This is a genomic window from Oxobacter pfennigii (assembly GCF_001317355.1).
In the GTDB taxonomy this organism is placed as follows: domain Bacteria; phylum Bacillota; class Clostridia; order Clostridiales; family Oxobacteraceae; genus Oxobacter; species Oxobacter pfennigii.
On sequence record NZ_LKET01000051.1, the window covers coordinates 1 to 22,688 of the forward strand.

Consider the following 22,688-nt stretch of genomic DNA (forward strand, 5'->3'; position numbering starts at 1 on the left):
CCAGGATCAAACTCTCATGTTAAGTTTATTTCCTAGCTAGACTTAACTAGCTATTAATTACTGTTCTAGGTTTCTCAAAAGATATTGTGACTAATTATCGAAGATAACTCATTATCCATGATAATTAATTTGGGTTGTTTCAGTCTTACCTGAAACGCTTCACACAATCTCTCACACTGTTCAATTTTCAAGGACCATTGAATCGTCGCTTAACCAGCGACAATAACTATCTTATCACCTTTTATTTTTGATGTCAATCGCTTTTTTCAAAATCCTTTTTGGTTTTTTTATGTATTGGCAAAGGACGATTTATGCCTAGAAGAGGTCCCCCCCGGATAATGTAATTTAGTTAAGAACTTCTTAAAAATTATTGCTTCTGCGCCTGTGCATATTTTCTTACATTGGAAACACTTGACACAAAGTAATATATAAATATATAATACAGTTAAGCGGGTTATTCAAATAATATCAAGGTTAATTATAGTCATAGTAGGCCATGCTAAAATGAAAGGTAATTAAAATGAATAAAAGTATAGGTGCAGTAGAATTACTTATTATTGTATTAATAATAGTTATTATATTTTTGTTGTTTCGCATTATAAAATTTTTATCAAGAAAATAATACAGCAACTAAGAAGATATTAACGCTTTCGGACCACTTATTCAGTGACCCGGAAGCGTTTTCGTATCTTCCATCTGATATCCGTTCGTTGATGAAATTAGAATAATTTTTTTAAAAGGAGTTCTATTGCTTTTGTCTTTGTTTTAAGGATAATTTATGCCTATCGATTAAACATAATGCTTATCAATAATATCACGAAAATAGCGGCTGCTCTCTATAATATCAGGTCCATTTTTAAAAAGTCCGCTCCCTACCAGGAATATAACATCATTACCGTATACTTTTAAAGATTCAGGTATACTGGATAGACTCATTCCACCTGCCGGACAGGGAAATATGGATTTTATATCCCCCATAGGCTCTTCTGTTCTTCTTGATATATCTTCGCACTCTTCACGGGTGAAGGAGAACCGGCCTCCAAAGTTAGGATAGATTGTACCGTCTGCCCCTGCCAGCCTTGCTATTTGTCCGAACAGCACTCCATGAGATATTCCTTCCCTTCCCATAACATATGTACCTTGGAAAGCCGGATGGCTGAATATGGGAAGTCTTATATTATCATCACAGGCAATTTGCCTCATTATATCATAACCCGATAACCCCGGCGAAATCAAAAGGCCCCCCGCGCCAATTTTCTTAGAAAATTCGGCCCTTCCCATCACCTCTTCATATGGAGCAGTTATATTAGGGACATAAATTGCATTATTCCCTGTCTTTATATTGGCTGCTCTGACGGCCTCAGTGCATAGCTTAACTCGTTCTTCAAAAGGGGAAAAGGGCTGATTGGAAATCCCGTGGTCATCTTTAATTATATCGATTCCCCCCAATGCAAATTTATAGGCAAGCTCAGCCATATCCTTTGCTGAAATTCCCATAGGCTTTAAGGCTGTGAACAATATGGGGCGTTTTTCAATTTTTAAGAGCTTTCTTATCCCTTCCCTTCCGAACCTGGGCCCTTTAAATAAAGACAATATTGATTGAGGCAATTCTATGTTTTCCACCTTAATTTCCGGCTTTATGCTTATGTTTCCGAAAATGACGTTTAAAAGCTGAGTAAGTTCTCCTGCGGCACTTTCTATGCAAAAGCTTATTTTTACCTTAAAGGAATTATCATCATAGGGTTTAAAGTATTCTATCTTTCCTACAATAAAATCCCGTATAAAACCTTCCGGCACCAGTTCCTCAGGAAATTCCACCGTCTGTTCAATGCATATATCCTTTGCCTTTGCATAGGCCTCACTTTCATTTCCGTAAATCCTGTATTCAACAGCAAATCTTTCACCCGATAATTTATAGTCAGAAATACCATTAAAAAACACTAATCTTTCCTCCATGCTTTAAGTAAATTTACAAGGCCTCTGCTTTGGCATCACTGTGAACCGCAGCTACAAAAGCTTTAGAAAGCTCTTCCTCTTTTATATCAAATTTTGCCCCCAATAGCTTTTCTACCTCATATATAAGGGCCATGGCATCAATCCCGTATTCTTTCATTAAATATTGCTTGCTTGCGCCATGAACAAAAGTATCCCTAAGACCTACCTTAACGAGCTTTTTACCTATACCTGCCTTGGCTATTTCTTCTGCAATAATAGTTCCAAGACCGCCCACGACTGAATGATTTTCTATTGTTATAACACCGTATTTTGATTTTTCTATTGCTTCTATTACCGGAGGATCATTAAAAGGCTTAAGGGTGGAAATATGCATATGCTTAATTGATATCCCTTTTGCTTTTAATGCCTGTACGGCACGAAGGGCTTCTTCGGTGCATATACCGCTTGAAAGCACTACTATATCATTTCCTTCACAGAGCGTCCTTGCCTTATTGAAAACCATAGGCTCGTTGCTTTCAAAGAGCCTGGGTATCTCGCCTCTCAGAATCCTTATATAAACGGGACCGTCTATTGAATGCGCCACATCCAAAACCGATTCCACATCTGTGACATCACCGCATTCAAGTATAGTCATATTAGGGAGGGAGCGCATTACCGAAATATCCTCTATAGCCTGGTGGGTAGCTCCCCCCGGTGTCATCACTCCGGGTAAAAACCCAAACATCTTTACGGGAAGATTGGGATAAGCAACGGACATCGCAATCTGATCATAAGCCCTTCTGTATATGAAAACCCCAAAGGTATGTACAAAGGGAATAAATCCTTCCCTAGCCAATCCGCCTGCAAAGCTTAACATATTTTGCTCTGCAATACCCATGGAAAAAAAGCGCTCAGGGTATGTATCTCTGAATAAGTCAATCTCAACGGAACTTGTCAAATCAGCTGAAAGAACCAGCACTTTAGGTTTATTTTTCGCCCACCTGATAAGGTTTTTCGCATGAACTTTAGATAATATCTCCATATTATAACCTCCGGTTTACAATGCATCAGAGCTTTTTATTTTCTCAAAAGCCAGCCTGTACTCTTCTCTTTCATCTTCTGAAACAAACCTGACATAGTGCATTTTAGAACCTCTTTTTTTAAGTATATCTATTCCTCTTGTGGCATCGGTATCGCACAATATAAATGTAGGCCTTCCGTCAGGCTTAAGATTCCCCAACGCACTAAGGGCCTCCACATCATGCCCGTCAACCCGAAAAACCCGGGCTCCGAAAGACTCCAGCCTTTTGTCGAAGGGTTCTATATTCATAACATCCTCCATTTTTCCGTCGCACTGATAACCGTTCACATCCACATAGAATAGCATATTATCCAGCTTATGAAATGAAGCTGCCTGAACCGCTTCCCAGAATTGCCCCGACTGGCATTCGCCGTCAGACATGAAGAGCACTACTCTCCCGGTCTCTCCTTTTAGTTTTCTCGCCAGGGCTATTCCTGCTCCCTGGCTTATTCCCTGACCTAGTGAGCCGGTCATAACTTCCATTCCCGGAGAATGCTCGGCTCCTATCATTTCCACTACACTGCCATCCTTATTAAACTCTAAAAGCCCATCTGGATCCATACGCCCTGCAGCAATAAGCGCAGCGTAGAGCACAAGGGAATAATGGGTAGGCGATAATATAAATCTGTCATAGAAAGGTCCCTTTGCCCCGTTATATATTGAACCGCTTATACGGTCTTTCCCCTGTCCCGGAGTCCCCTGAAACCTCCCGGGTATAAGGGGCTTATCAAGCTTTTCCAGATTCATTATCCTTAAGTAAAGGGTGGCAAATATCTCAGCCGATGAACAGGCCTGGCTTATATATCCTCCCTTATTCTTTATGGTATGCTCCATAACAAGTTCTCTTATTTTATTTGCCGCTTTATACACTTCATCCTGCCATGAAACAGGCTTATTTTTTTTACCTTCAAACACCAGATACCATACCCTTCTTTAGATATATATCAAATTTTTCTATTCAAACACTAACATAATTATCCTTCAAAAGCAATGAGTCATTCATATAAATTAAGCCGGCCATAAGGCCGGCTTTTATTTAGTCTCTGGGTTTCATTGTCGGAAATAATATTACATCTCTTATTGAATAAGAGTCAGTCAAAAACATTACTATCCTGTCTACTCCTATTCCCAATCCTCCTGTAGGCGGCATACCTATTTCAAGGCAATTGATAAAATCATCATCCATCATGTATGCTTCATCATCGCCTAATTCTCTTTCCCTTATCTGCTGAAGGAATCTTTCTTTTTGAACTATAGGGTCATTGAGCTCCGAATAGGCATTTGCAATTTCCCTTCCGTAGATGAAAGCTTCGAACCTTTCGGTCAGCTCGGGATTCCCTCTCTTCTTCTTTGTAAGAGGCGATATTTCAACTGGATAATCCAGGAGAAAAGTAGGCTGTATAAGCTTGCTTTCCGCATACTCCTCAAAGAGGGCGTTTAAAATATCTCCCTTTGTGCAATCCTGAAGCTTCTTTTTAAGATCCAATTTATGATTTTTAGCAATTTCTCTTGCCTCTTCATCACTCTTTACTCCATTGAAGTCTATTCCTGCGTATTCCTTCACAGCATCCATCATTGTAAGTCTTCTCCAGGGCGGTTTAAAATCAATTTCTGTACCCTGATAGACAACCTTTGTAGTCCCTAAAACATCCAGGCACACTTGAGCCAGCATGTTTTCTGTCAATTCCATCATATCGTTGTAATCCGCATATGCTTCATACAGCTCTATCATTGTGAATTCAGGATTATGCCTTATATCCATACCTTCATTTCTGAAGTTTTTTCCTATTTCATATACCCTTTCAAAACCGCCTACTATAAGCCTTTTTAAATACAACTCCGTTGCTATTCTAAGATACATATCTATATCCAATGTATTGTGATGTGTTATAAAAGGCCTTGCAGCGGCGCCTCCTGCAATTGCAGAAAGTATAGGCGTCTCCACTTCTATATAATCCCTGTTGTCTAAAAAGCGCCTTATGGATTTAATTATTTCAGTTCTTTTCAAGAAGGTTTCCCTTACTTCCTGATTGATTATCAAATCCACGTATCTTTGCCTGTATCTTAAATCCGGATCCTTCAAGCCGTGCCATTTTTCCGGAAGAGTCATCAGGGATTTCGTTAAAAGGGTAAAATCTTTTACATGGATGGATATTTCGCCGGCGTGGGTTTTAAATACCACACCCTTAACACCGATAATATCTCCAATATCTAAAGTTTTAAAGAATTTTAATTTTTCTTCCCCTAAATCATTTATCTTTAAATAAAGCTGAATTTTGCCATATCTGTCATAAAGGTCTGAAAAACCAGCTTTCCCCTGGACCCTTTTTGAGAGCAGCCTTCCTGCAACAGACACCTCGGCACCTTCGAGAGTATCAAACCCATTCTTTATCTGTTTCGAGGAATGAGTTACATCATAAGTGTACGTATCAAAGGGATCATCTCCCTTTGCCTGAAGATCGCTTAATTTTTGCCTTCTTTGCTTTATTAATTCATTATACTCTTCTTCAAGTGCCGCAAAATTTACTTCTTCGTTTGACATGGAACTAAACCCCCATATTACTTCTTAATTTCTAAAATCACGTATTTGATAATCCCGTCAGGGACGCTTATTTCAACTTCGTCTCCCACCTTTTTGCCCATAAGGCCTCTGCCTACGGGAGATTCGTTGGATATTTTAAGCTTGCCCGGGTCTGCTTCTGCAGAACCTACAATTGTATATTCTATATCATCATCGAATTCAACATCTTTAACCTTTACGGTACAACCCACATTTACCTTGTCCGTAGTAATATCGTCTTCATCTATGACTTTTGCTGATTTCAGCATATTTTCAAGAAGCGCGATTCTTCCTTCTACAAAGGCCTGATCGTTCTTTGCCTCATCATATTCCGAGTTTTCACTTAAGTCACCAAAAGACAGAGCGGTTTTTATCTTTTGAGTTATCTCTTTTCTCTTAACCGTTTTCAGGTATTCCAATTCCTCTTCCAGCTTTTTAACTCCTTCGTATGTCAGAACCACCTGTTTTCCTGTTTCGCCCATTTTATTCTCCCCTTTTGACACAATAATAGTATTTATAGAACAAGCCTATATTATTATATAGACTTGAAAGGTAAAGAAACGCATCCCGTTCTTTCTTAATACTAAAACTATTTCATATGCGGTTAATATATGCATATATTTTAAATTTATTCAATTACATTACATCACCAACACAGCATGCAAGCCATTGACAAAAGCCGATTTCAATGCGTATTACATTAAATTTTACGGAGATGACCAATATTGTTTTATTATGGTTAAAGCATAATTATAGCAAGCACTGTAAAGAATCATCTTTACAGTGCTTGCATGATGTCCTTTTAAATTCATTGCTGTTATTATAAAACACAGGAAATTAATTGTCAATAATTTTATACCTTTACCAATAAATACACTCGAAGGATTGCACGGATTAATTAGATAACATTATCTATATTTGTAAATGTCTTCCCTATCCAGCGTTTTTCCTTTGCTTATTACAGCCTTCATGCCTATTCCCAGCTTTTCTGCCATTTTACCCAATTGTGTGGAGAATTTAAAATCCGGGTGTTTAGGAATGCCGTCAACCTTAGTTAAAAGAGCCCCTTCCCATACCCTGGATGTAAAATACCTCATATCCTCTTCTCCGTTTATTGCAGATTTATTGCTGCCTTTTAAAAGAACGTCATCAATCGCTAATACATCCTTGTCAACCCTTATACCTTCTCCCGTCAGGTTTGCAATTAGAATCTTCCTGTTTGAATAGCTTATAAGCTCCCTTATATCCGCACCTCCCGCGTATATAAGTATGTCACAGTTAACCATGGCCTTTTTGTAATTTCCGGCAACTGCAGGGGAGAGCCCGCTTTTTCTGATATATTCCGTAAGTTTCATTAAAAGCTTATCCCTATTTACGGTGCATAATGTAAGATATAATACCTCGTTCAGTAAAAGCTCAGTGATTATAATGCCCCCCTCGGTATAGGCATCTGCAATAACTATGTTGCTGCGCATAAAATCAATGCCCATCAAGGATGCAACGGATTTAACTGCATTTATAAATGTATAGGGCGTATAAAATGTCCCTTTGGAAACTATCATATTAGATGCCTTCTCCAAGGATATCTTTGAAACTTCCGGCTCCAATACCAGAATATCTCCCCCAAAAGTTCTGGCCTTTCTAAGGATCTTTCTTATACCATCCTTATCGCATTTGTATGGCGGCATGCATATTCTGCAGCCTGAGACATTAAAACCCTCCACTCCGAAGTCAGTTATTGTCCCTGCTATATATCCCGGCATGCGGGGCAGTAAAAAATCCTTCATCTTCTTTCCCATGATATTCAAGGTTCTATACCTTTCAGAAAATTCATCTTCCGTTGCTAAAGATAAAATGCTGAATTTTCCCAAGTCATCACCTGCTCTTGATATTCCTTAAATTCACTTTATTTAAAAGCCTGCTCTTCATACTTTCCAAAATGCTCAACTCTGGGTATAAACCCAGCCATATCAATTAGGTTGTCAAACTCTTCTTCCTTAATATCCCCCGGCTTCTTACCCGATATTGCCGTAAGTACCGCTTCAATTACATTGGTCCCAAAGGACCGTCCGTCAAGCTCAGGTGTAGTAGTGATTAAAAGCTTAACTCCGCTTTTGTTAAGTTCTTCTATATCCTTAGCCGTTACCGTATTTGTAATTACGATCTTATCCTTCATATCATCCGGCATATATCTTTTTATATACAGGAAATCTCCCGCGATTATTTCATTCTCATGAAAGTATTTCGTATATTTATAATTTTTTTCATGCTGCTTTTCCCCGGTAGGATATATCATTTCAAAAGGCATTCTGCATATAATAGGTGCAAGTATGCCGGCAATAAGCTGCAATGCCTTTATGGAATGTATAGGGTAATCCAATCCAATGGAAAATATCAAATCTCCAAAGGTTAAAAGCGCTCCTTCCTGTGTAATAGCTTCTGCCATTCCAAATCTGTCAAGACCGCATACCAAAAGTACATTCTTGTTTTTAAAATCAACAATTCCCTTATCCCTTATATATTTTATTACTTTTCTCTCCAGGGTATTCTTTACAAAACTTCCGTCCAGTATGGGAGATATTTTTGCCGCTGCATTTATAGGCTTTGCATCCTTTATAATATATCTTTTATTTCCGCTGTTTAAGTATAAATCAATACCGCCCATGCCAAAAGCAGCAACTTTGCCATCCAGTTGCTCTATCAATTTTATGGCCTTTTCCATACTGCCGTTTGTCCCTATTCTTTCTATTTCAAATTCTTCGTTCATTATATTAGCTATAACCCTGTGGTCCCTTGCAGATGAACCCAGGCTTACCGAAACAACTCTTTTCATGTGTCCTTCCTCCCAGGAACTCATAATAATTAAATCCAAGTATAATTAACTTATTGCCATTTTATATAAAAAAAATACTCCCTTAAACATGGGAGTATAAAAAACTTAATTCTCAAATGCCATTTTATATCTTTCCAGAACATCAACCATTTCTTTTTGTGCATTTATAGTATTCACCATGTTTTTGACATCGGTGGAATTTTTCAGGCCTTTAATATACCAGGCCACATGCTTTCTCATTTCTTTAATCCCGTTAACCTCGCCTTTATAATCCACCATCATATTTATATGATCTACTGCCGTCTGAATTCTTTCGGAAGGAGACGGCTCAGGAATTAAATCACCGGTTTTCAGATAATGTATTGTCCGTCTAAAAATCCAGGGGTTACCCATAGCCCCCCTGGCAATCAATATTCCGTCACAGAGAGTTTCTTCTAAAAGTCCTTTAGCCGCCTGAGGTGAAAAAACATCCCCATTTCCTATGACAGGAATTTTAACAGCCTTTTTTACTTCCTTTATTATATTCCAGTCTGCATGGCCTTCATACATCTGGGCTCTTGTCCTTCCATGAACAGTTACGGCACTGGCCCCGCTCTCCTCTGCCATAATTGCAAATTCGACGGCATTTATGCTATTATCATCCCAGCCCTTTCTGAATTTAACGGTTACGGGTACCTTTGAACCTTTAACCACGCTTTTAATTATTCGTGATGCAAGGTCCGTATCCTTCATAAGGGCAGAACCTTCACAATTTTTTACAATCTTAGGTGCCGGGCAGCCCATATTAATATCAATTATACTCACCCGCTCATCCCTGCTCACCAGGCCTGCCATCTCGCCCATTATTCCGGGGTCGGAGCCGAAAAGCTGAACTCCTGCAGGCGCCTCTTTCTCATGGATATCCAGCATGAGATGGGTCTTTGAGCTGTTATAATAAAGCCCTTTTGAACTTACCATCTCAGTATATACAAAACCGCAGCCCAGCTCTTTACATATGACTCTGAAGGGTTTATCTGTAACACCCGCCATGGGGGCTAAAAAAACATTATTTTCAAATTCAATACTGCCTATCTTCATATAAATTCACCGGGCCTATTCCTTGTTTTTTTCGTATATTATCCTCAATCCTTCTAACGTCAGATACCCGTTTACTTCATTTATAGATGAGGTTATCGATGCAATAAGCCTTGATAACCCTCCTGTTGCTACGACATAAGGCTCTTTTTCATCGTATTTTTTCATCTCTTCCTTCATTTTCTTCACTATATATTCAACCTGGCCTGCATATCCGTATATTATACCCGATTGCATGCTCTGTACCGTATTCTTGCATATAATTGAATGTGGCTTTACAAGCTCTATCCTTGGAAGCTTGGCGGCTCTTGAAAATAAAGCCTCACTGGATATTATTATACCGGGCACTATGGCTCCCCCTAAGTAATCGCCGCCTGCAGTAACAGCGCAAAATGTGGTAGCCGTACCAAAGTCTATTATAATCAAAGGACCTCCATATATTTCATGGGCTGCCACGGCATTTACAATTCTGTCCGCTCCCACTTCCTTGGGGTTATCATATTTAATATTTATACCCGTCTTTACCCCGGGCCCTACCACAACAGGGTCAATATCAAAATATTTCTTTATCATATGTTCAAAAGAATACATAATATTGGGAACAACGGAGGATATTATAACCCCATCTATCATGTCCATACTATACCCGCTGCTTTCAAAGAGAGACTTAACCGTAATACCGAATTCATCGGAGGTTCTAGGTATATTCGTAGACATCCTCCAATCTTTTAAAAGCTTATTACCTTCTAAAATGCCCAATACAATATTAGTATTGCCAACATCAATTACAAACAACATAATTTTTCCTCCATATTAATTAAGGCAGACAAAAGTCTGCCTTACATCATTTTCTGGTTCTGTTCAATGCCTTCACTATTGCTGCAATTAACACAACAGCAACTGCAATCTCGGCTAAACCGTTAGTGGCTGCAACGCCTAAAAGCACCTTCCCTAAATTATCCATGGTTATTCCCCTGATATTGGCAAACTGCTGCGCTGCCACTAAATAAATCATTCCAAGTACTCCCACAGTGTTGGTGGCTGTACCTACAACAGCAGCTAAAATTGAACTTTTTGATGCCCTGTATATATAGGCTGAAAGCACGCCTATCAGTATTCTGGGCACAATTGATACCATCGGATTGAGAAATACCGGGGCAAGGGGAGTGGAAAGATTGCTTACAAGACTGGCTACTCCAAATATCAGGCCTACTGCCGCTCCGGCAAGAGGTCCCTCCAATATGGCAGCGACTATAACGGGTATGTGCATAAATGTGATTCGTATAACTCCTACCTGTATGAATCCAAAAGGAGTCAGACTCATTACTGCTGCTATAGCACCAAGCAAGGCTATAGTTGTCAATTTCCTCGTGTTGAAGGAAGACTGACTGGTAGCATTTACTGCATTTTTCATTTTTAAAACCTCCTGTTCCAGTTCTTTTTAAGATACCGGACAAATTAATAAATAAATTTTTTGTAGTCCGGCTCAATTTTTGATGCCGGCTTTACAAGTCTATGTTACCATAAAATCTTGTTTTTTTAAATATGCTATAGCCTCAATGAGCTATATGGATTTCAAAAGAGAATAGTTAACAAAATATTACAAAAACTATATACTCTAAGAGCTTATAATTATATAATTCCTCTTATCTCGCCTAAACTTTTTATATTTTCTCCAATCATGAATTTTTCTATCCCGTCGATAATATCAATACAAATATCAGGCTTTATGAAGTTGCCGCTTCCTACCTGCACTGCAGCTGCTCCTGCCATTATAAATTCCAGAGCATCCTGGGAAGATATAATGCCGCCCACTCCTACAACGGGAACATCAACTGCTCCTGCCACCTCATATACCATCCTAAGGGCAATAGGTTTAATGGAAGGTCCTGAGAGTCCGGCCGTAATGTTGTCAAATACCGGCTTTCTTCTTTTAATATCAATGGCCATGGCTTTAAAGGTATTTACCAGAGAAAGTACATCTGCCCCCGCCTCAACGCAGGTTATTGCCATTTTAACTATATCCTCTGCATTGGGAGAAAGCTTTACCATGAGAGGTTTTTTACATATATCCCTTACCTTTGAAACTATATCAAAGGCATCGGCACATTTTATGCCAAAGGCCATACCTCCGCTTTTAACATTGGGGCAGGAAATATTAAGCTCAACCATATCCACATCGGTATCATTCAGCTTTTCAATCCCCTTTATATATTCTTCTATTGTTCCTCCGCCAAGGTTGGCTATGACAACAGTGTCAAGGCTTTTCATAAATGGAAGCTCATCTTTTATAAACCCGTCGACCCCCGGGTTTTGCAGGCCCACGCTGTTTAATATTCCGCTTGATGTCTCATATATCCTTAGTCCGTTATTGCCTTCTTTTTTATTTAAAGTAAGCCCCTTTGATGAAATACCCCCTAAGCGGGATATATCAAAGAGTTCCTTGTATTCCCGCCCGAATCCGAAGGTACCTGACGCGGCAATAAGGGGATTTTTAAACTCTATTCCGCAAATATTAACATTAAGCATCAAAGAGCACATCCTTTCCGTTAAAAACCGGGCCATCCTTGCACGCCCTTTTATTACCTTCTCTAGTCTTGCAGGCACATACCAGGCATGCTCCTATTCCGCAGGCCATATGCTTCTCCATGGAAATGTACACAGGCACATCCCCTGCATTACACATTTCAACCACTTTTTTCATCATAATTTCAGGGCCGCAACAAAGGACGGAAGAATATACACTTGGGTCAAAGATATCCGTTATAAAACCCTTATGGCCAGACTTTCCAGTATCTGTTGAAAATTTTATGCTGTCAACATACTTCCTAAAATCTTCTATTATATAAGTATCGTCCCTGAAGCCTGCATATAAATCCAAGCTTACACCCTTTAATTCTTTGGCTGTATAAAACATGGGAGCAACACCTATTCCTCCGGCTACCAGTGCCACTTTACCCTTTAATCCTGATAAATCAAAACCATTGCCCAAAGGCCCTAAAAGCTCAATTTCATCCCCTGTATCAAGGCTGCTAAATTGTACTGTGCCCCTGCCTTTTACCTCATATAAAAAGGATATTTTATCCTTAATTTTATCGTGTATGCTTATGGGCCTTGAAAGTATGGGCTCAGTCCCCCATGCCCTCAGCATATAAAACTGCCCTGGCTTGCCTTCAAAGCTTCCTTTAACAGACAGCTTGTATATGCCTTTTGAAACAATTTCATTTTCACAAACACTGTATTTATGATAGGATATCATCTTTATCCCTCCAGACTATAGACAGTTTTTCCGCCCTTAATTGTCCTTATTACTATGCCGTAAAGCTCCATCCCGTCGATTGGAGTATTTTTACCCTTGGATTGAAATTCATCTGCCTGCACCTTATACATATTATCGATATCCACTAGGACCACATCTCCGTCATATCCTATTTTTATTTCACCTTTGTTAAGGCCAAGAATTCTCGAAGGTTTTTTTGACATTACTTCACTCAGCTTATTAAGACTTATATGTCCTTTCTTAACAAGCTTTGTAAAAGAAAATGAAAAGGCTGTCTCTATGCCTGAAATTCCCGGTGAGCCCTTTTTTTTATCTTCAATGCTGTGGGGTGCATGGTCTGTCGCAATTGCATCTGCCCATCCCTCTCTTAATGCGTAAATCAAACAGTCAACATCCTCTTTTTTTCTCAAGGGAGGATTTACCCGATAATCGATATCATCCGTCAGTGCAAGATGGTGGGGTGACACTTCGCAGGTAATGCTATAACCCATCTTTTTCGCCCTTATGATTTCTTCCATTGATTCTTTGGTGCTGACATGAGCCATATGAAGATGGCATCCCGTATGTCTTGCAAGATACAAATCCCTTATGGTCATCAAATCCTCTGCCATTCTGGTATCATGGGGGGTCATGTCGCTGTTTTCTGCATGGGACAGTATTACAAAGCCCTTTTCTTTAGCTTTTATCATGGCTTTATACATTACACTGTCGTTTAACACCCCTTTCCCATCGTCGGAAATTACCTTTACCGAAGAATCAATTCTGTCCAGGTGGTCTATATCAACACCGTTAAAATCTTTTGTAATTGAAACAGCCTGAAAAATATCAACCAGTCCTATTTGCTGCGCTTTATTTAATACATAGTTCACAGTTTCCATGGTGCTTACTACAGGATTTGTGTTGGCCATTAAATTTACTGCCGTGTATCCGCCTCTTACAGCAGCTTTGCTTCCTGAGAGCAAATCTTCCTTATAGGTAAGCCCCGGGTCTCTCATGTGGGCATGTAAATCTATAAAGGAGGGAAGGAGCAACAGCCCTTCCCCATTTATTGTTTCACAATCCTTGTTTAAGTTTTTTCCAATTTCATTTATAATTCCGTCTTTAATATAAACATCGCCGATAAAATCCTGGGAGCAGTCAACTATCCTTCCATTCTTAATAAGGACTTCCATGTATCCGCCTCCTAAAGCTTGTAAATTTCATCGCAGTATTCACACCTGTATTCTCCCTTGGAGGCATCTACAAGGTAAAAACCATTCGTTATATTGCTCTCTACAGAAGTTACACATCTTGGATTTTTGCACTTCAGCATATCCTTTACATTTGAAGGAGGCTGTACCTTAATCTTTTCTTTTATCTTCTCTCCTTCAATGACGTCTATTGTGATATCTGGGTCAATAAGTCCTAATACAGTAAAATCAAAATCTATGGCGTTTTCAATCTTTATTATGTCTTTCCTCCCCAGCTTCTGGCTAGGGACATTCATTAAAAGAGCCACGGTATAATCGGTTTTGTCCAAGCCTAAATAATTGAATATTTTCATTCCAAGTCCTGCTTTTATATGGTCGATAACAATGCCGTTGGTTATACTGTTTATGGTTAGCATAATTCATCCACCCCCAATAATTTTGCAATCAATGCCATCCTTACAAACATGCCGTATTTAGCCTGTTTGAAATAATACGCTCTTTTATCGTTGTCCACTTCATAGGAAATTTCGTTTACCCTGGGCAGCGGATGCAGCACCATCATCTCAGGGTTTGCCTTTTTCATCTTTTCACAGTCTAATATATAGCTGTCCTTAAGCCTTAAGTAATCATCCTCATTGGCAAATCTCTCACGCTGGACCCTTGTCATATACAATATATCAAGGTCTCCTATGACGCTTTCTAAATTTTTGCATTCTAAAAATTCCACATTGTTTTTCTGAAGAATTATTTCTTTTATATATTCAGGTATTTTAAGCTCATCCGGTGATATCAATATAAATTTATTGTTGCTGTACCTTGACATTGCTTTTATCAGAGAGTGTACAGTCCTTCCGAATTTCAAATCCCCGCAAAGGCCTATGGTAAGATCCGTCAATCTTCTTTTTTCAGATCTTATGGTCAAAAGATCCGTCAAGGTCTGGGTAGGATGCTGATGCCCCCCGTCACCTGCATTTATAACAGGTATATCCGAATGCATGGACGCTACCTTCGGTGCACCTTCCTTAGGATGCCTCATAACGGCTATATCGGTATAGCATGCCACCGTACGTATGGTATCGGCTATACTCTCTCCTTTTGATACCGAACTGGAGCCAGGTTCCGAAAAACCAATCACTTGACCGCCAAGGCGAAGCATTGCAGCTTCAAAGCTGAATCTGGTCCTGGTACTTGGTTCGTAAAAAAGGGTCGCAAGGAGCTTCCCTTTGCAAACATCGGCGTATTTTCTCTGGTCCTCTATAATTTTATCCGCCAGATCAAAAACTTGCGCCATCTCTTCAACTGTAAAATCCATGGGGTCTATTAAATGCCTTCCTTTTAACACAGTTTTCTCCTCCTTTTTAGACTCTCTGGACTAATTTAAAGGTTACATCATCAAAAAAGCCTTCCGCTATGGGAAGGCATAAAAAGACCTGATATAATGTATATCATTTATGTTCATCCTTCCCGGCCTCTCGGGACCAGCTTAAAGGTTTTTTTTAATAGTAGCATGGATTGGCTTTAAAGTCAATTGACCAATCACACATATGTACCTAATCCTCTCACCGAAACGTCTCCTGACACGATTTTTCTCTCTTCTCCGTTATCAAGCCTGATTACCAGAAGACCTTCTCCGGTTATGTCACAGGCTAATCCTTCAATGGTCCCTTTTATGGAAGCTGCTTTAACCCTTTTGTTCAGCGTGACGGAATAGCTTTTAAACTCCTCCAGAATATTTTTTAAACCTTGTTCTTTAAAATCCTTATATAAACTTTCAAGCTGATATAAAACCTCTGCTAATAAGACTCTCCGTTCATATTCCTTTTTTCCCTCGATTTTAAGGGAAGTAGCAATATTTTTTAGCTCCTCGGGAAAATCAGAAGTATTTACATTAATACCCACACCTGCGATTATGTAATTTACTGCATCGGCTTCGGAGCTCATTTCGGTCAAAATACCGCATACTTTTTTCCCATTTATTATTACATCATTAGGCCATTTTATACCCGCCTTTAATGATGTTATGTTCCTTAAAGCTCTGCAGACAGCAGTCCCTAAAACAATGGTTATGCCCGGTGCATCCTGGGGTTTTATAAAAGGCCTTAAAACAACTGAAAAAGCTATGGATTGACGGCTTTTTGTTTCCCATGGCCTTCCCAATCTTCCTTTACCTTTAGTCTGCTCCTCGGCTATAACCACAAGCCCTTCACTGAAACCCTCCATTGCATATTGGCGGGCTACATTGTTGGTGCTGTCCGTCACATCAAAATATATAATTTCACGTCCTATGAAGCGGGTATTAATCAAGGGCAACACCTCTTTAGGCGTTAGTAAATCCGGCGATTTTAAAAGCTTGTATCCTTTTTTCGAAACAGCTTCTATTATATAGCCTTCTTCTTTTAATGCCTTCATATGCTTCCATATGGCAGCTCTGGACACCCCAAGGGATTTGCTTATCTCTTCTCCCGAAACAAAATCCATGCTTTCTTTTATTATTTCAAGTATTTTTTCTTTCATAATGGCACCGCCTCATCCTATGTTTATATAATAGAGTATTTCCAATACTTTTCATCGGAAATCTTCTGATGTATACTATAAATAATATTCTAGCACTGTAACAGTAAAATAAAAAGTTTTGTAATGATATTAAAACTTATGTTTTCAAATATTAATATAGTTTAGATAAAGGAGCTGAAAAAATGAGTCTGGATATTTTAAACAAACCATACCTTCTATTTGACGGGGCCATGGGTTCCATGCTTTTACAAAGAGGCCTTAAATTAGGCGAGCATCCCGAGGCTCTGAATATTACCAATCCCGATCTTATAGAAAGCATACACAAACAATATATCGATGCAGGAAGCCATGCCGTAACGACAAATACCTTCGGCGCCAATGAAATAAGATTGAAAGGCTGTGAATACAGCGTTGAAAGTCTGGTACGTGCAGGCGTTAAAATTGCACGGTCGGCAGCCAAGGATAAACTGGTAGCCTTAGATGTGGGCCCTACGGGTGAATTCATGGATCCAATAGGAGAATTAACTAAAGATCGGGCATATAAGATATTTACCGACGCAATACTCCCCGGAGAAGATGAAGGCGCCGACCTGATACTAATGGAAACTTTCTCAAGTTTAGATGAAGCAGAGTGCGCTGTTTTGGCAGCCAAAAAAAATACCAAGCTTCCGGTAATATGTACTTTTACTTTTGAAGCTAACGGCAAAACACTGGTAGGCCATGATGTAAAATCAATAGTTGAAGCCATGCAAAAGTCAGGTGTAGATGCACTGGGCATAAACTGTTCATTAGGTCCTAAGGATATGCTTCCCATAGTTTATGAAATGCTTTCTTTATCCGAGGTTCCTGTTATGGTTCAGCCCAATGCCGGTCTTCCAAAAATTGTCGACGGCAAGGCAATATATGCCATAACTCCCGAAGAATTTGCCGAGTATATTGTTACAATGAAGAAAAAAGGCGTAAAAATATTGGGAGGGTGCTGCGGCACCACTCCGGATTTTATCAAGGCAATAAAATCCTCTTTGTCCGGTTTATAATATTTTGAAATAAACCTGGTTTCAACTTGAAGCCAGGCATTTTTTTATCTTCAGATATGAAGGCATAAATTACCCCTTTAATATCACCTTTTCAATTGTTTTTCATATGATAGATTAGTTGAAAATGAAAATCAGTAAGAGGAGATGACCATTATGTGCGGCATTGCAGGGTGGATAAACCTCAAAGAAAATTTGACGGGCTATAAGGAAACCATTGAAAAAATGACTTTAACATTGGGAAAAAGAGGTCCTGATGCTACGGGATATTACACAACTAAAAACGTTTTGCTTGGCCACAGGCGTCTTGTAGTCGTTGACCCCGAAGGCGGTGCTCAGCCCATGACCAGGGATATAGAAGGCAGCACCTATACACTTGTTTATAACGGAGAATTATATAATACCGAAGAATTAAGAGCAGAGCTTAAATCAAAAGGACATAGCTTCAATTCCTATTCCGATACCGAAGTGCTTTTGGTTTCTTATATTGAATGGGGAGAAAGCTGCGTTGATTACTTAAACGGAATATATGCCTTTGGGGTATGGGATGATAAGAAAAATCGACTTTTTCTTGCAAGAGATCCCTTGGGAGTAAAGCCTTTATTCTATACTCAAAAAGGCAGTTCCTTTATCTTTGCTTCAGAAATTAAGACTCTCCTTGCACACCCACAGGTAGAACCCCTGATTGACGAGAATGGACTGTGCGAGATTTTTGGTTTAGGTCCGGCAAGGTCATTAGGAAGCGGGGTTTTTAAAGATATTTACGAGGTATGCCCCGGCAATTTTATGATTTATGACAAAGACGGCCTTCGTTCAAAAGAATACTGGAAACTTAAATGCGCACCCCATACCGAGGACCTTGATACAACAGTTGAGCATACCAGGTCTTTAGTAGTGGATGCAATTGAACGGCAGCTTGTATCAGATGTTCCGGTGTGTACCTTTTTATCCGGCGGCCTTGATTCCAGCGCCATATCTGCGGTAGCTGCAAATTACTTCAAAAAACAAAACCGTGGAATATTAAATACATTTTCTATCGACTACAAGGACAATGAGCTTTATTTTAAATCCAATGATTTTGAGCCGAATTCCGATAGAGTTTATGCTGAGCGCATGTCCCAATTCATAGCAAGCAACCATCAAAACATAATCATAAATACTGATGAATTGGCTTACGCATTGGTAGATGCCGTCCGTGCCAACGACCTGCCTGGTTATGCCGATATTGATTCTTCTCTTTACCTCTTTTGCAAAGAGGTGAGAAAACAATCTACTGTGGCATTATCAGGTGAATGCGCCGATGAAATTTTTGGCGGGTACCCCTGGTATACAAGGGATGAAGATTTTTATTCCACTACATTTCCCTGGTCTAAGTCCCTCGACTTAAGAAAGGATATTTTATCACCGGAACTGAGTCATCTTCCTATAGAGGATTATGTGGCTTCAAAATATGAAGAAAGTATAAAAGCAGTTCCTTTCCTTGACGACGACTCGAAGGAAGACAGGCGGATGAGAGAGCTTTTCTACCTCAATATGAAATGGTTCATGTTAACCCTCTTAAACAGAAAAGACCGCATGAGCATGTCAAACAGCCTTGAGGTAAGAGTACCCTATGCAGACTACAGGATTGTTGAATATTCCTTCAATATTCCGCGCAGCATAAAATTGTATAATGGAAGGGAAAAGGGACTTTTAAGAATGGTACTTAAAGGTATTCTTCCCGATGATATAGTGGAAAGAAAAAAGAGCCCCTATCCCAAGACTCATCATCCTTTATATACAAAGATAGTAAAAGACTGGGCAAACAATATAATTAACGACAGCACTTCTCCGATACTTCAGCTCATTGATAAAAATAAGCTTAATGACATTATAAACTCCGACGGCTCCTACCATGTCAGGCCATGGTACGGCCAACTGCTCCGGGGGCCTCAGCAAATCGCTTATTTTATACAAATCAATGAATGGATGAAAGAATATAAAGTTAAGCTAGTATAAGTATGTGGCTGCTGAGTTAGAATCCTTCATTCGCCATGTTCGAATTCTGCAAGTTCTAAGGCTCCCTGCCTTGAAAATACAAGAGTTTTTAAACTTCCTTCGCTCAAACAATCAAAAACTCTAAGCATTTTCTGTGGCAGTGTCACCAAGAACTTGTTCAGAACTCTTACAATGCTCATTACGTTATTCTAACTCAGCAGCCACCTTAACTAGCTTGCTTCCTTTAGAGCTTCTTTTGAAGGATATGCTTTTATTTTTGATTCCCAAATTATATAAATAGGAATATAAAAAATTATTACCATTATAACTGCATATATGGCATCCAGCGCCGAATGCTGTTTGATAAACACAGTAGAAAGACAAATAGATACGGATATAATTGTAGAGACTGTTCTCCCGTATTTTATTTTACGAAAATGCTCCGACTTTCTTAAGGCTATATCCACGGCAATTGTGTCAAAGACATGGATACTGGGGCATACGTTTGTGGGAGTGTCAACCATATACATAAGCTTTATCAAATTTGAGAAAATATCATCTCCCAATGCTTTTGGCCTTAAATCCTGGGCGTTGGGGAAAACTATATAAAGTATTAAGCATAAGAACATGCCCCCTGCCACGAAAACAAACAATTTATAAAAATCCCATTTGGAATGAATACCTAAAAAAATGACTCCGTAGAACATATACCCAAACCACATCAAATAGGGAATGATGAATTCTTTTATAAAGGGTATCTTATCATCCAAGCCTATATGGATTATATATTTAGGTACAATTGTAGCCTCGATGTATTTGAACAATATTAAATAAGGTATTAATAAAAGCAACAGATAAAAATGCTTGTGCTGTGATAAAAATAGCTGCATACCCCTCAAAAGTACCTCTCCCCCCATGCTATGAAATTTATATAGCATTTAATATATATGATAGTATAGCATTATAAGTTTATAAAATCTACCAATGCGTTATCGTGGCATCTCTTGATATCACAATAAACAGAATGCTTAGCATATAGTTAAGAAGTATGAAATAAACCAGGCAGTTTACTACCTGAATATTTAAAATTGATGGGAGAGATTTCTGAATTTTTATTTTGCCGTCTTAAAACATTTAAAGTAATGAAGAATTTCATTGGCTATAAATTATGCACAGTAGTTTTTTATGATACCTCTTTAGAAGTAATATGAAGCTTTTTCCTCATGGCCAAAAATAGCGTCAAAGAAAGTATTGTGGTTAAAATATCTGAAGAAGGCTGGGCATAGATAAAACCGTCAAATCCCCATAATGAACTGAGAATGATAAGTGCCGGGATAAAGAACAAACCTTGCCTGCCAAGGGATATAATCAGGGATTCTACTGTTTTGCCAAGTGCCTGAAACATAGTCATTAATATCATTTGAATCCCCAAAAAAGGCATAGCCCATACAAATGCCCTAATTATTCTTACTCCCAAATCTATAACAACTGCATCATTTATAAACACCCTAATCCATACGCTGGAAAATATGAAAAAGAGGATGGCAAATGAAGTAGACATAATAGTTCCGATAACGAGGGCTCTTTTTATTGTTTCCAACAGACGGTCATATTTTCTGGCGCCATAACTGTAGCCCATAAGAGGCTGACAACCCTGAGCTAAGGCCATAGTGAGCATAATTGAAATACTGGTAACGCGATTAATTACTCCATTGGCGGCTACAACATCGTCACCAAAACTAGCTGCAAAAACATTCGAAATGGTAAAACCTATGCTCATAAGAATCATACCGATTGATGCAGGTATTCCTATTTTAAATATTTCTCCATATACCTTACTATTAAAACTAAAATATTTCGGAGAAATGGATATCATACTACGTTTCTTTATATAGAATGCTATATAGTATGCAAAACCAAATATATTCCCGATAACAGTTGCATAAGCTGCCCCGGCAACTCCTGTATTTAATACTAAAATAAATATCGGATCCAATACCATATTCAATATAGCACCAGTCATCATTCCAATCATTGATTCTCTGGTGGCACCCTCAGACCTCAGCAACCCCCCAAGTGCCATTTGCATTCCAATGAACGGACCTCCAAAAAGCATAATCACTAAATATTCTTTTGCAAACACAATAGTATTGCTACTTGCACCACAGAACTTTAATATCGGTTCCACAAATATAAATCCTATGGAGGACATAATAATACAGAGACATAAAGCAGACCAAAAGGCAACTGCACCCGCTTGGCTGGCATTTTCCTTTTCTCCTTTTCCCAATAACCTGGATATCAGTGAAGCCCCGCCAATTGCAAATACATTGCCAAATGCCTGAACGATCATAAAAATCGGCATAGTTAAGGAAATTGCGGCTATCATATTGGGGTTATTCAGCTTACCTATAAAAAAAGTATCTGTCATGTTATAAATAACTTGAATCAATGAAGCTATCATGGTAGGTATTGCTAAAGTCCATATGGCTTTATTCACAGGCATGGATTCCATAATTAAGGTTCGCTCTTGTTTCGGATTCATTCTTTTTTCTTCATTCAAAATAATACATTCCTTTCTTCAATTGTTAGTGTATTAACTGTAAGGATACTAACATTATACTTATATAATAAGCCGTCTAAACAATGACAGCTTTTATTCCATATTCTTTTTAATTTTTCTTAAAATTGATAAAAAGCTATTTATCTCCTCCTTTGTCAGTCCTTTTGTCATCTCTTCTTCTATAAGATTAATCTCCATGTCTACCTTTTCATGTATTGCAATAGCTTTTGGAGTAAGAACTAATTTCTTAAGCCTTGCATCATAATCTACCGGTACCCTTTCAATCAAGCCGTTCTTCTCCATCAGCTGCAAAATACCTGTGGCTGTTGGGCGCCGGATAGAAAACTCCGCTTCCAAATCCCGCTGAAAAACATCACCTTTTCTAAGGTTATCGTACAGGTAACCTATTACCCAGCCGTGCATCCCGGTAATTTTGTCAGCTTCTCCTATAACTTTAGAACTCTCTCCCCTCCGCTTTATCAAGTTGGAAAGCGTCCTTATTTCAAAGCCAATAAAATTCTTAGGGCCCATATCATACCTCCAATTGTTAGTCTGCTAACATTATACTCTTTTCTTTTTAGCTTTGTCAATGAGAATTATCTGTACCCTATTGAATTATTTAAGGTTATCGGAGCTAGCTATATATA

The 22,688-nt window shown here is 38.8% G+C and carries 22 protein-coding genes; 2 read left to right on the forward strand and 20 right to left on the reverse strand.

Translation table 11 applies throughout. From position 1 onward, the window contains the following. Window positions 1–789: 789 nt before the first annotated feature. The 16 genes from OXPF_RS17205 to OXPF_RS17280 all read right to left on the reverse strand — a co-directional run bounded on the left by OXPF_RS17205 (window position 790) and on the right by OXPF_RS17280 (window position 16,467). On the reverse strand, window positions 790–1,941 hold the full coding sequence (locus tag OXPF_RS17205; RefSeq protein ID WP_242854449.1) for a RuBisCO large subunit C-terminal-like domain-containing protein: 1,152 nt from the start codon (window positions 1,939–1,941) through the stop codon (window positions 790–792). A gap of 28 nt (window positions 1,942–1,969) precedes the next feature. Then, window positions 1,970–2,977, reverse strand: a complete 1,008-nt coding sequence (locus tag OXPF_RS17210) for a transketolase family protein (protein ID WP_054876467.1) — start codon at window positions 2,975–2,977, stop codon at window positions 1,970–1,972. Window positions 2,978–2,992: 15 nt separating this feature from the next. Then, window positions 2,993–3,931, reverse strand: coding sequence for a transketolase (locus OXPF_RS17215; RefSeq protein WP_054876468.1), 939 nt, complete (start codon window positions 3,929–3,931; stop codon window positions 2,993–2,995). A 121-nt stretch (window positions 3,932–4,052) separates the two neighbouring features. Next, complete coding sequence (lysS, locus tag OXPF_RS17220; RefSeq protein ID WP_054876469.1) at window positions 4,053–5,558, reverse strand: lysine--tRNA ligase; 1,506 nt, start codon at window positions 5,556–5,558, stop codon at window positions 4,053–4,055. Between the two features lie 17 nt (window positions 5,559–5,575). Continuing rightward, complete coding sequence (gene greA, locus OXPF_RS17225) at window positions 5,576–6,058, reverse strand: transcription elongation factor GreA (RefSeq protein WP_054876470.1); 483 nt, start codon at window positions 6,056–6,058, stop codon at window positions 5,576–5,578. A gap of 426 nt (window positions 6,059–6,484) precedes the next feature. Next, a complete protein-coding gene (locus tag OXPF_RS17230) occupies window positions 6,485–7,447 on the reverse strand; it encodes a hypothetical protein (protein ID WP_054876471.1) in 963 nt (320 codons plus the stop codon). Window positions 7,448–7,482: 35 nt separating this feature from the next. Further along, window positions 7,483–8,409, reverse strand: a complete 927-nt coding sequence (locus OXPF_RS17235) for a hypothetical protein (protein ID WP_054876472.1) — start codon at window positions 8,407–8,409, stop codon at window positions 7,483–7,485. Window positions 8,410–8,514: 105 nt separating this feature from the next. After that, window positions 8,515–9,486, reverse strand: coding sequence for a tRNA dihydrouridine synthase DusB (gene dusB / locus OXPF_RS17240; protein ID WP_054876473.1), 972 nt, complete (start codon window positions 9,484–9,486; stop codon window positions 8,515–8,517). 15 nt (window positions 9,487–9,501) lie between these two features. Next, window positions 9,502–10,281, reverse strand: coding sequence for a type III pantothenate kinase (locus OXPF_RS17245; protein WP_054876474.1), 780 nt, complete (start codon window positions 10,279–10,281; stop codon window positions 9,502–9,504). 46 nt (window positions 10,282–10,327) lie between these two features. Beyond that, window positions 10,328–10,897, reverse strand: a complete 570-nt coding sequence (locus OXPF_RS17250) for an ECF transporter S component (RefSeq protein ID WP_054876475.1) — start codon at window positions 10,895–10,897, stop codon at window positions 10,328–10,330. A 218-nt stretch (window positions 10,898–11,115) separates the two neighbouring features. After that, the gene (locus tag OXPF_RS17255; protein ID WP_054876476.1) at window positions 11,116–12,012 is read right to left on the reverse strand and encodes a dihydroorotate dehydrogenase; all 897 of its coding nucleotides are present in this window, start codon (window positions 12,010–12,012) and stop codon (window positions 11,116–11,118) included. After that, window positions 12,005–12,742: a dihydroorotate dehydrogenase electron transfer subunit gene (locus OXPF_RS17260; RefSeq protein WP_054876477.1), complete on the reverse strand. Its 738-nt coding sequence runs from the start codon at window positions 12,740–12,742 to the stop codon at window positions 12,005–12,007. The genes OXPF_RS17255 and OXPF_RS17260 overlap by 8 nt, the downstream gene beginning before the upstream one ends. Before the next feature lie 2 nt (window positions 12,743–12,744). Continuing rightward, window positions 12,745–13,935, reverse strand: coding sequence for a dihydroorotase (locus OXPF_RS17265; RefSeq protein ID WP_054876478.1), 1,191 nt, complete (start codon window positions 13,933–13,935; stop codon window positions 12,745–12,747). Window positions 13,936–13,946: 11 nt separating this feature from the next. Then, window positions 13,947–14,369, reverse strand: coding sequence for an aspartate carbamoyltransferase regulatory subunit (locus OXPF_RS17270; RefSeq protein WP_054876479.1), 423 nt, complete (start codon window positions 14,367–14,369; stop codon window positions 13,947–13,949). Further along, the gene (pyrB, locus tag OXPF_RS17275; RefSeq protein ID WP_054876480.1) at window positions 14,363–15,295 is read right to left on the reverse strand and encodes an aspartate carbamoyltransferase; all 933 of its coding nucleotides are present in this window, start codon (window positions 15,293–15,295) and stop codon (window positions 14,363–14,365) included. The genes OXPF_RS17270 and pyrB overlap by 7 nt, the downstream gene beginning before the upstream one ends. Window positions 15,296–15,489: 194 nt before the next feature. Then, a complete protein-coding gene (locus OXPF_RS17280) occupies window positions 15,490–16,467 on the reverse strand; it encodes a biotin--[acetyl-CoA-carboxylase] ligase (protein ID WP_054876481.1) in 978 nt (325 codons plus the stop codon). A gap of 182 nt (window positions 16,468–16,649) precedes the next feature. Here OXPF_RS17280 and OXPF_RS17285 point away from each other — a divergent pair, with 182 nt between their 5' ends. Together OXPF_RS17285 and asnB are read left to right on the forward strand one after the other, a co-directional pair. Beyond that, window positions 16,650–17,504: a homocysteine S-methyltransferase family protein gene (locus tag OXPF_RS17285; RefSeq protein WP_054876482.1), complete on the forward strand. Its 855-nt coding sequence runs from the start codon at window positions 16,650–16,652 to the stop codon at window positions 17,502–17,504. A 153-nt stretch (window positions 17,505–17,657) separates the two neighbouring features. Further along, a complete protein-coding gene (asnB, locus tag OXPF_RS17290) occupies window positions 17,658–19,499 on the forward strand; it encodes an asparagine synthase (glutamine-hydrolyzing) (RefSeq protein ID WP_054876483.1) in 1,842 nt (613 codons plus the stop codon). Window positions 19,500–19,525: 26 nt separating this feature from the next. On the opposite strand, the gene OXPF_RS22630 is transcribed toward asnB, so the two are convergent. The 4 genes from OXPF_RS22630 to OXPF_RS17305 form a co-directional block, all read right to left on the reverse strand. Next, window positions 19,526–19,678, reverse strand: a complete 153-nt coding sequence (locus OXPF_RS22630) for a hypothetical protein (protein ID WP_160317257.1) — start codon at window positions 19,676–19,678, stop codon at window positions 19,526–19,528. A 30-nt stretch (window positions 19,679–19,708) separates the two neighbouring features. After that, a complete protein-coding gene (locus OXPF_RS17295; RefSeq protein WP_054876484.1) occupies window positions 19,709–20,377 on the reverse strand; it encodes a phosphatase PAP2 family protein in 669 nt (222 codons plus the stop codon). Between the two features lie 284 nt (window positions 20,378–20,661). Further along, window positions 20,662–22,041, reverse strand: coding sequence for an MATE family efflux transporter (locus OXPF_RS17300; RefSeq protein WP_054876485.1), 1,380 nt, complete (start codon window positions 22,039–22,041; stop codon window positions 20,662–20,664). 93 nt (window positions 22,042–22,134) lie between these two features. Continuing rightward, complete coding sequence (locus OXPF_RS17305) at window positions 22,135–22,572, reverse strand: MarR family winged helix-turn-helix transcriptional regulator (protein ID WP_054876486.1); 438 nt, start codon at window positions 22,570–22,572, stop codon at window positions 22,135–22,137. Between the last annotated feature and the right edge of the window lie 116 nt (window positions 22,573–22,688).

Excerpts from the sequence above, each read along its gene's own strand:
- greA (WP_054876470.1), bottom strand. The coding sequence starts at position 6,058 with ATGGGCGAAACAGGAAAACAGGTGGTTCTGACATACGAAGGAGTTAAA.
- OXPF_RS17265 (WP_054876478.1), bottom strand. The coding sequence starts at position 13,935 with ATGGAAGTCCTTATTAAGAATGGAAGGATAGTTGACTGCTCCCAGGAT.
- asnB (WP_054876483.1), top strand. The coding sequence starts at position 17,658 with ATGTGCGGCATTGCAGGGTGGATAAACCTCAAAGAAAATTTGACGGGC.
- lysS (WP_054876469.1), bottom strand. The coding sequence starts at position 5,558 with ATGTCAAACGAAGAAGTAAATTTTGCGGCACTTGAAGAAGAGTATAAT.
- OXPF_RS17260 (WP_054876477.1), bottom strand. The coding sequence starts at position 12,742 with ATGATATCCTATCATAAATACAGTGTTTGTGAAAATGAAATTGTTTCA.
- OXPF_RS17235 (WP_054876472.1), bottom strand. The coding sequence starts at position 8,409 with ATGAAAAGAGTTGTTTCGGTAAGCCTGGGTTCATCTGCAAGGGACCAC.
- OXPF_RS17250 (WP_054876475.1), bottom strand. The coding sequence starts at position 10,897 with ATGAAAAATGCAGTAAATGCTACCAGTCAGTCTTCCTTCAACACGAGG.
- OXPF_RS17305 (WP_054876486.1), bottom strand. The coding sequence starts at position 22,572 with ATGGGCCCTAAGAATTTTATTGGCTTTGAAATAAGGACGCTTTCCAAC.
- OXPF_RS17285 (WP_054876482.1), top strand. The coding sequence starts at position 16,650 with ATGAGTCTGGATATTTTAAACAAACCATACCTTCTATTTGACGGGGCC.
- OXPF_RS22630 (WP_160317257.1), bottom strand. The coding sequence starts at position 19,678 with ATGAGCATTGTAAGAGTTCTGAACAAGTTCTTGGTGACACTGCCACAG.
- dusB (WP_054876473.1), bottom strand. The coding sequence starts at position 9,486 with ATGAAGATAGGCAGTATTGAATTTGAAAATAATGTTTTTTTAGCCCCC.
- OXPF_RS17210 (WP_054876467.1), bottom strand. The coding sequence starts at position 2,977 with ATGGAGATATTATCTAAAGTTCATGCGAAAAACCTTATCAGGTGGGCG.
- OXPF_RS17280 (WP_054876481.1), bottom strand. The coding sequence starts at position 16,467 with ATGAAAGAAAAAATACTTGAAATAATAAAAGAAAGCATGGATTTTGTT.
- OXPF_RS17255 (WP_054876476.1), bottom strand. The coding sequence starts at position 12,012 with ATGCTTAATGTTAATATTTGCGGAATAGAGTTTAAAAATCCCCTTATT.
- OXPF_RS17270 (WP_054876479.1), bottom strand. The coding sequence starts at position 14,369 with ATGCTAACCATAAACAGTATAACCAACGGCATTGTTATCGACCATATA.
- OXPF_RS17245 (WP_054876474.1), bottom strand. The coding sequence starts at position 10,281 with ATGTTGTTTGTAATTGATGTTGGCAATACTAATATTGTATTGGGCATT.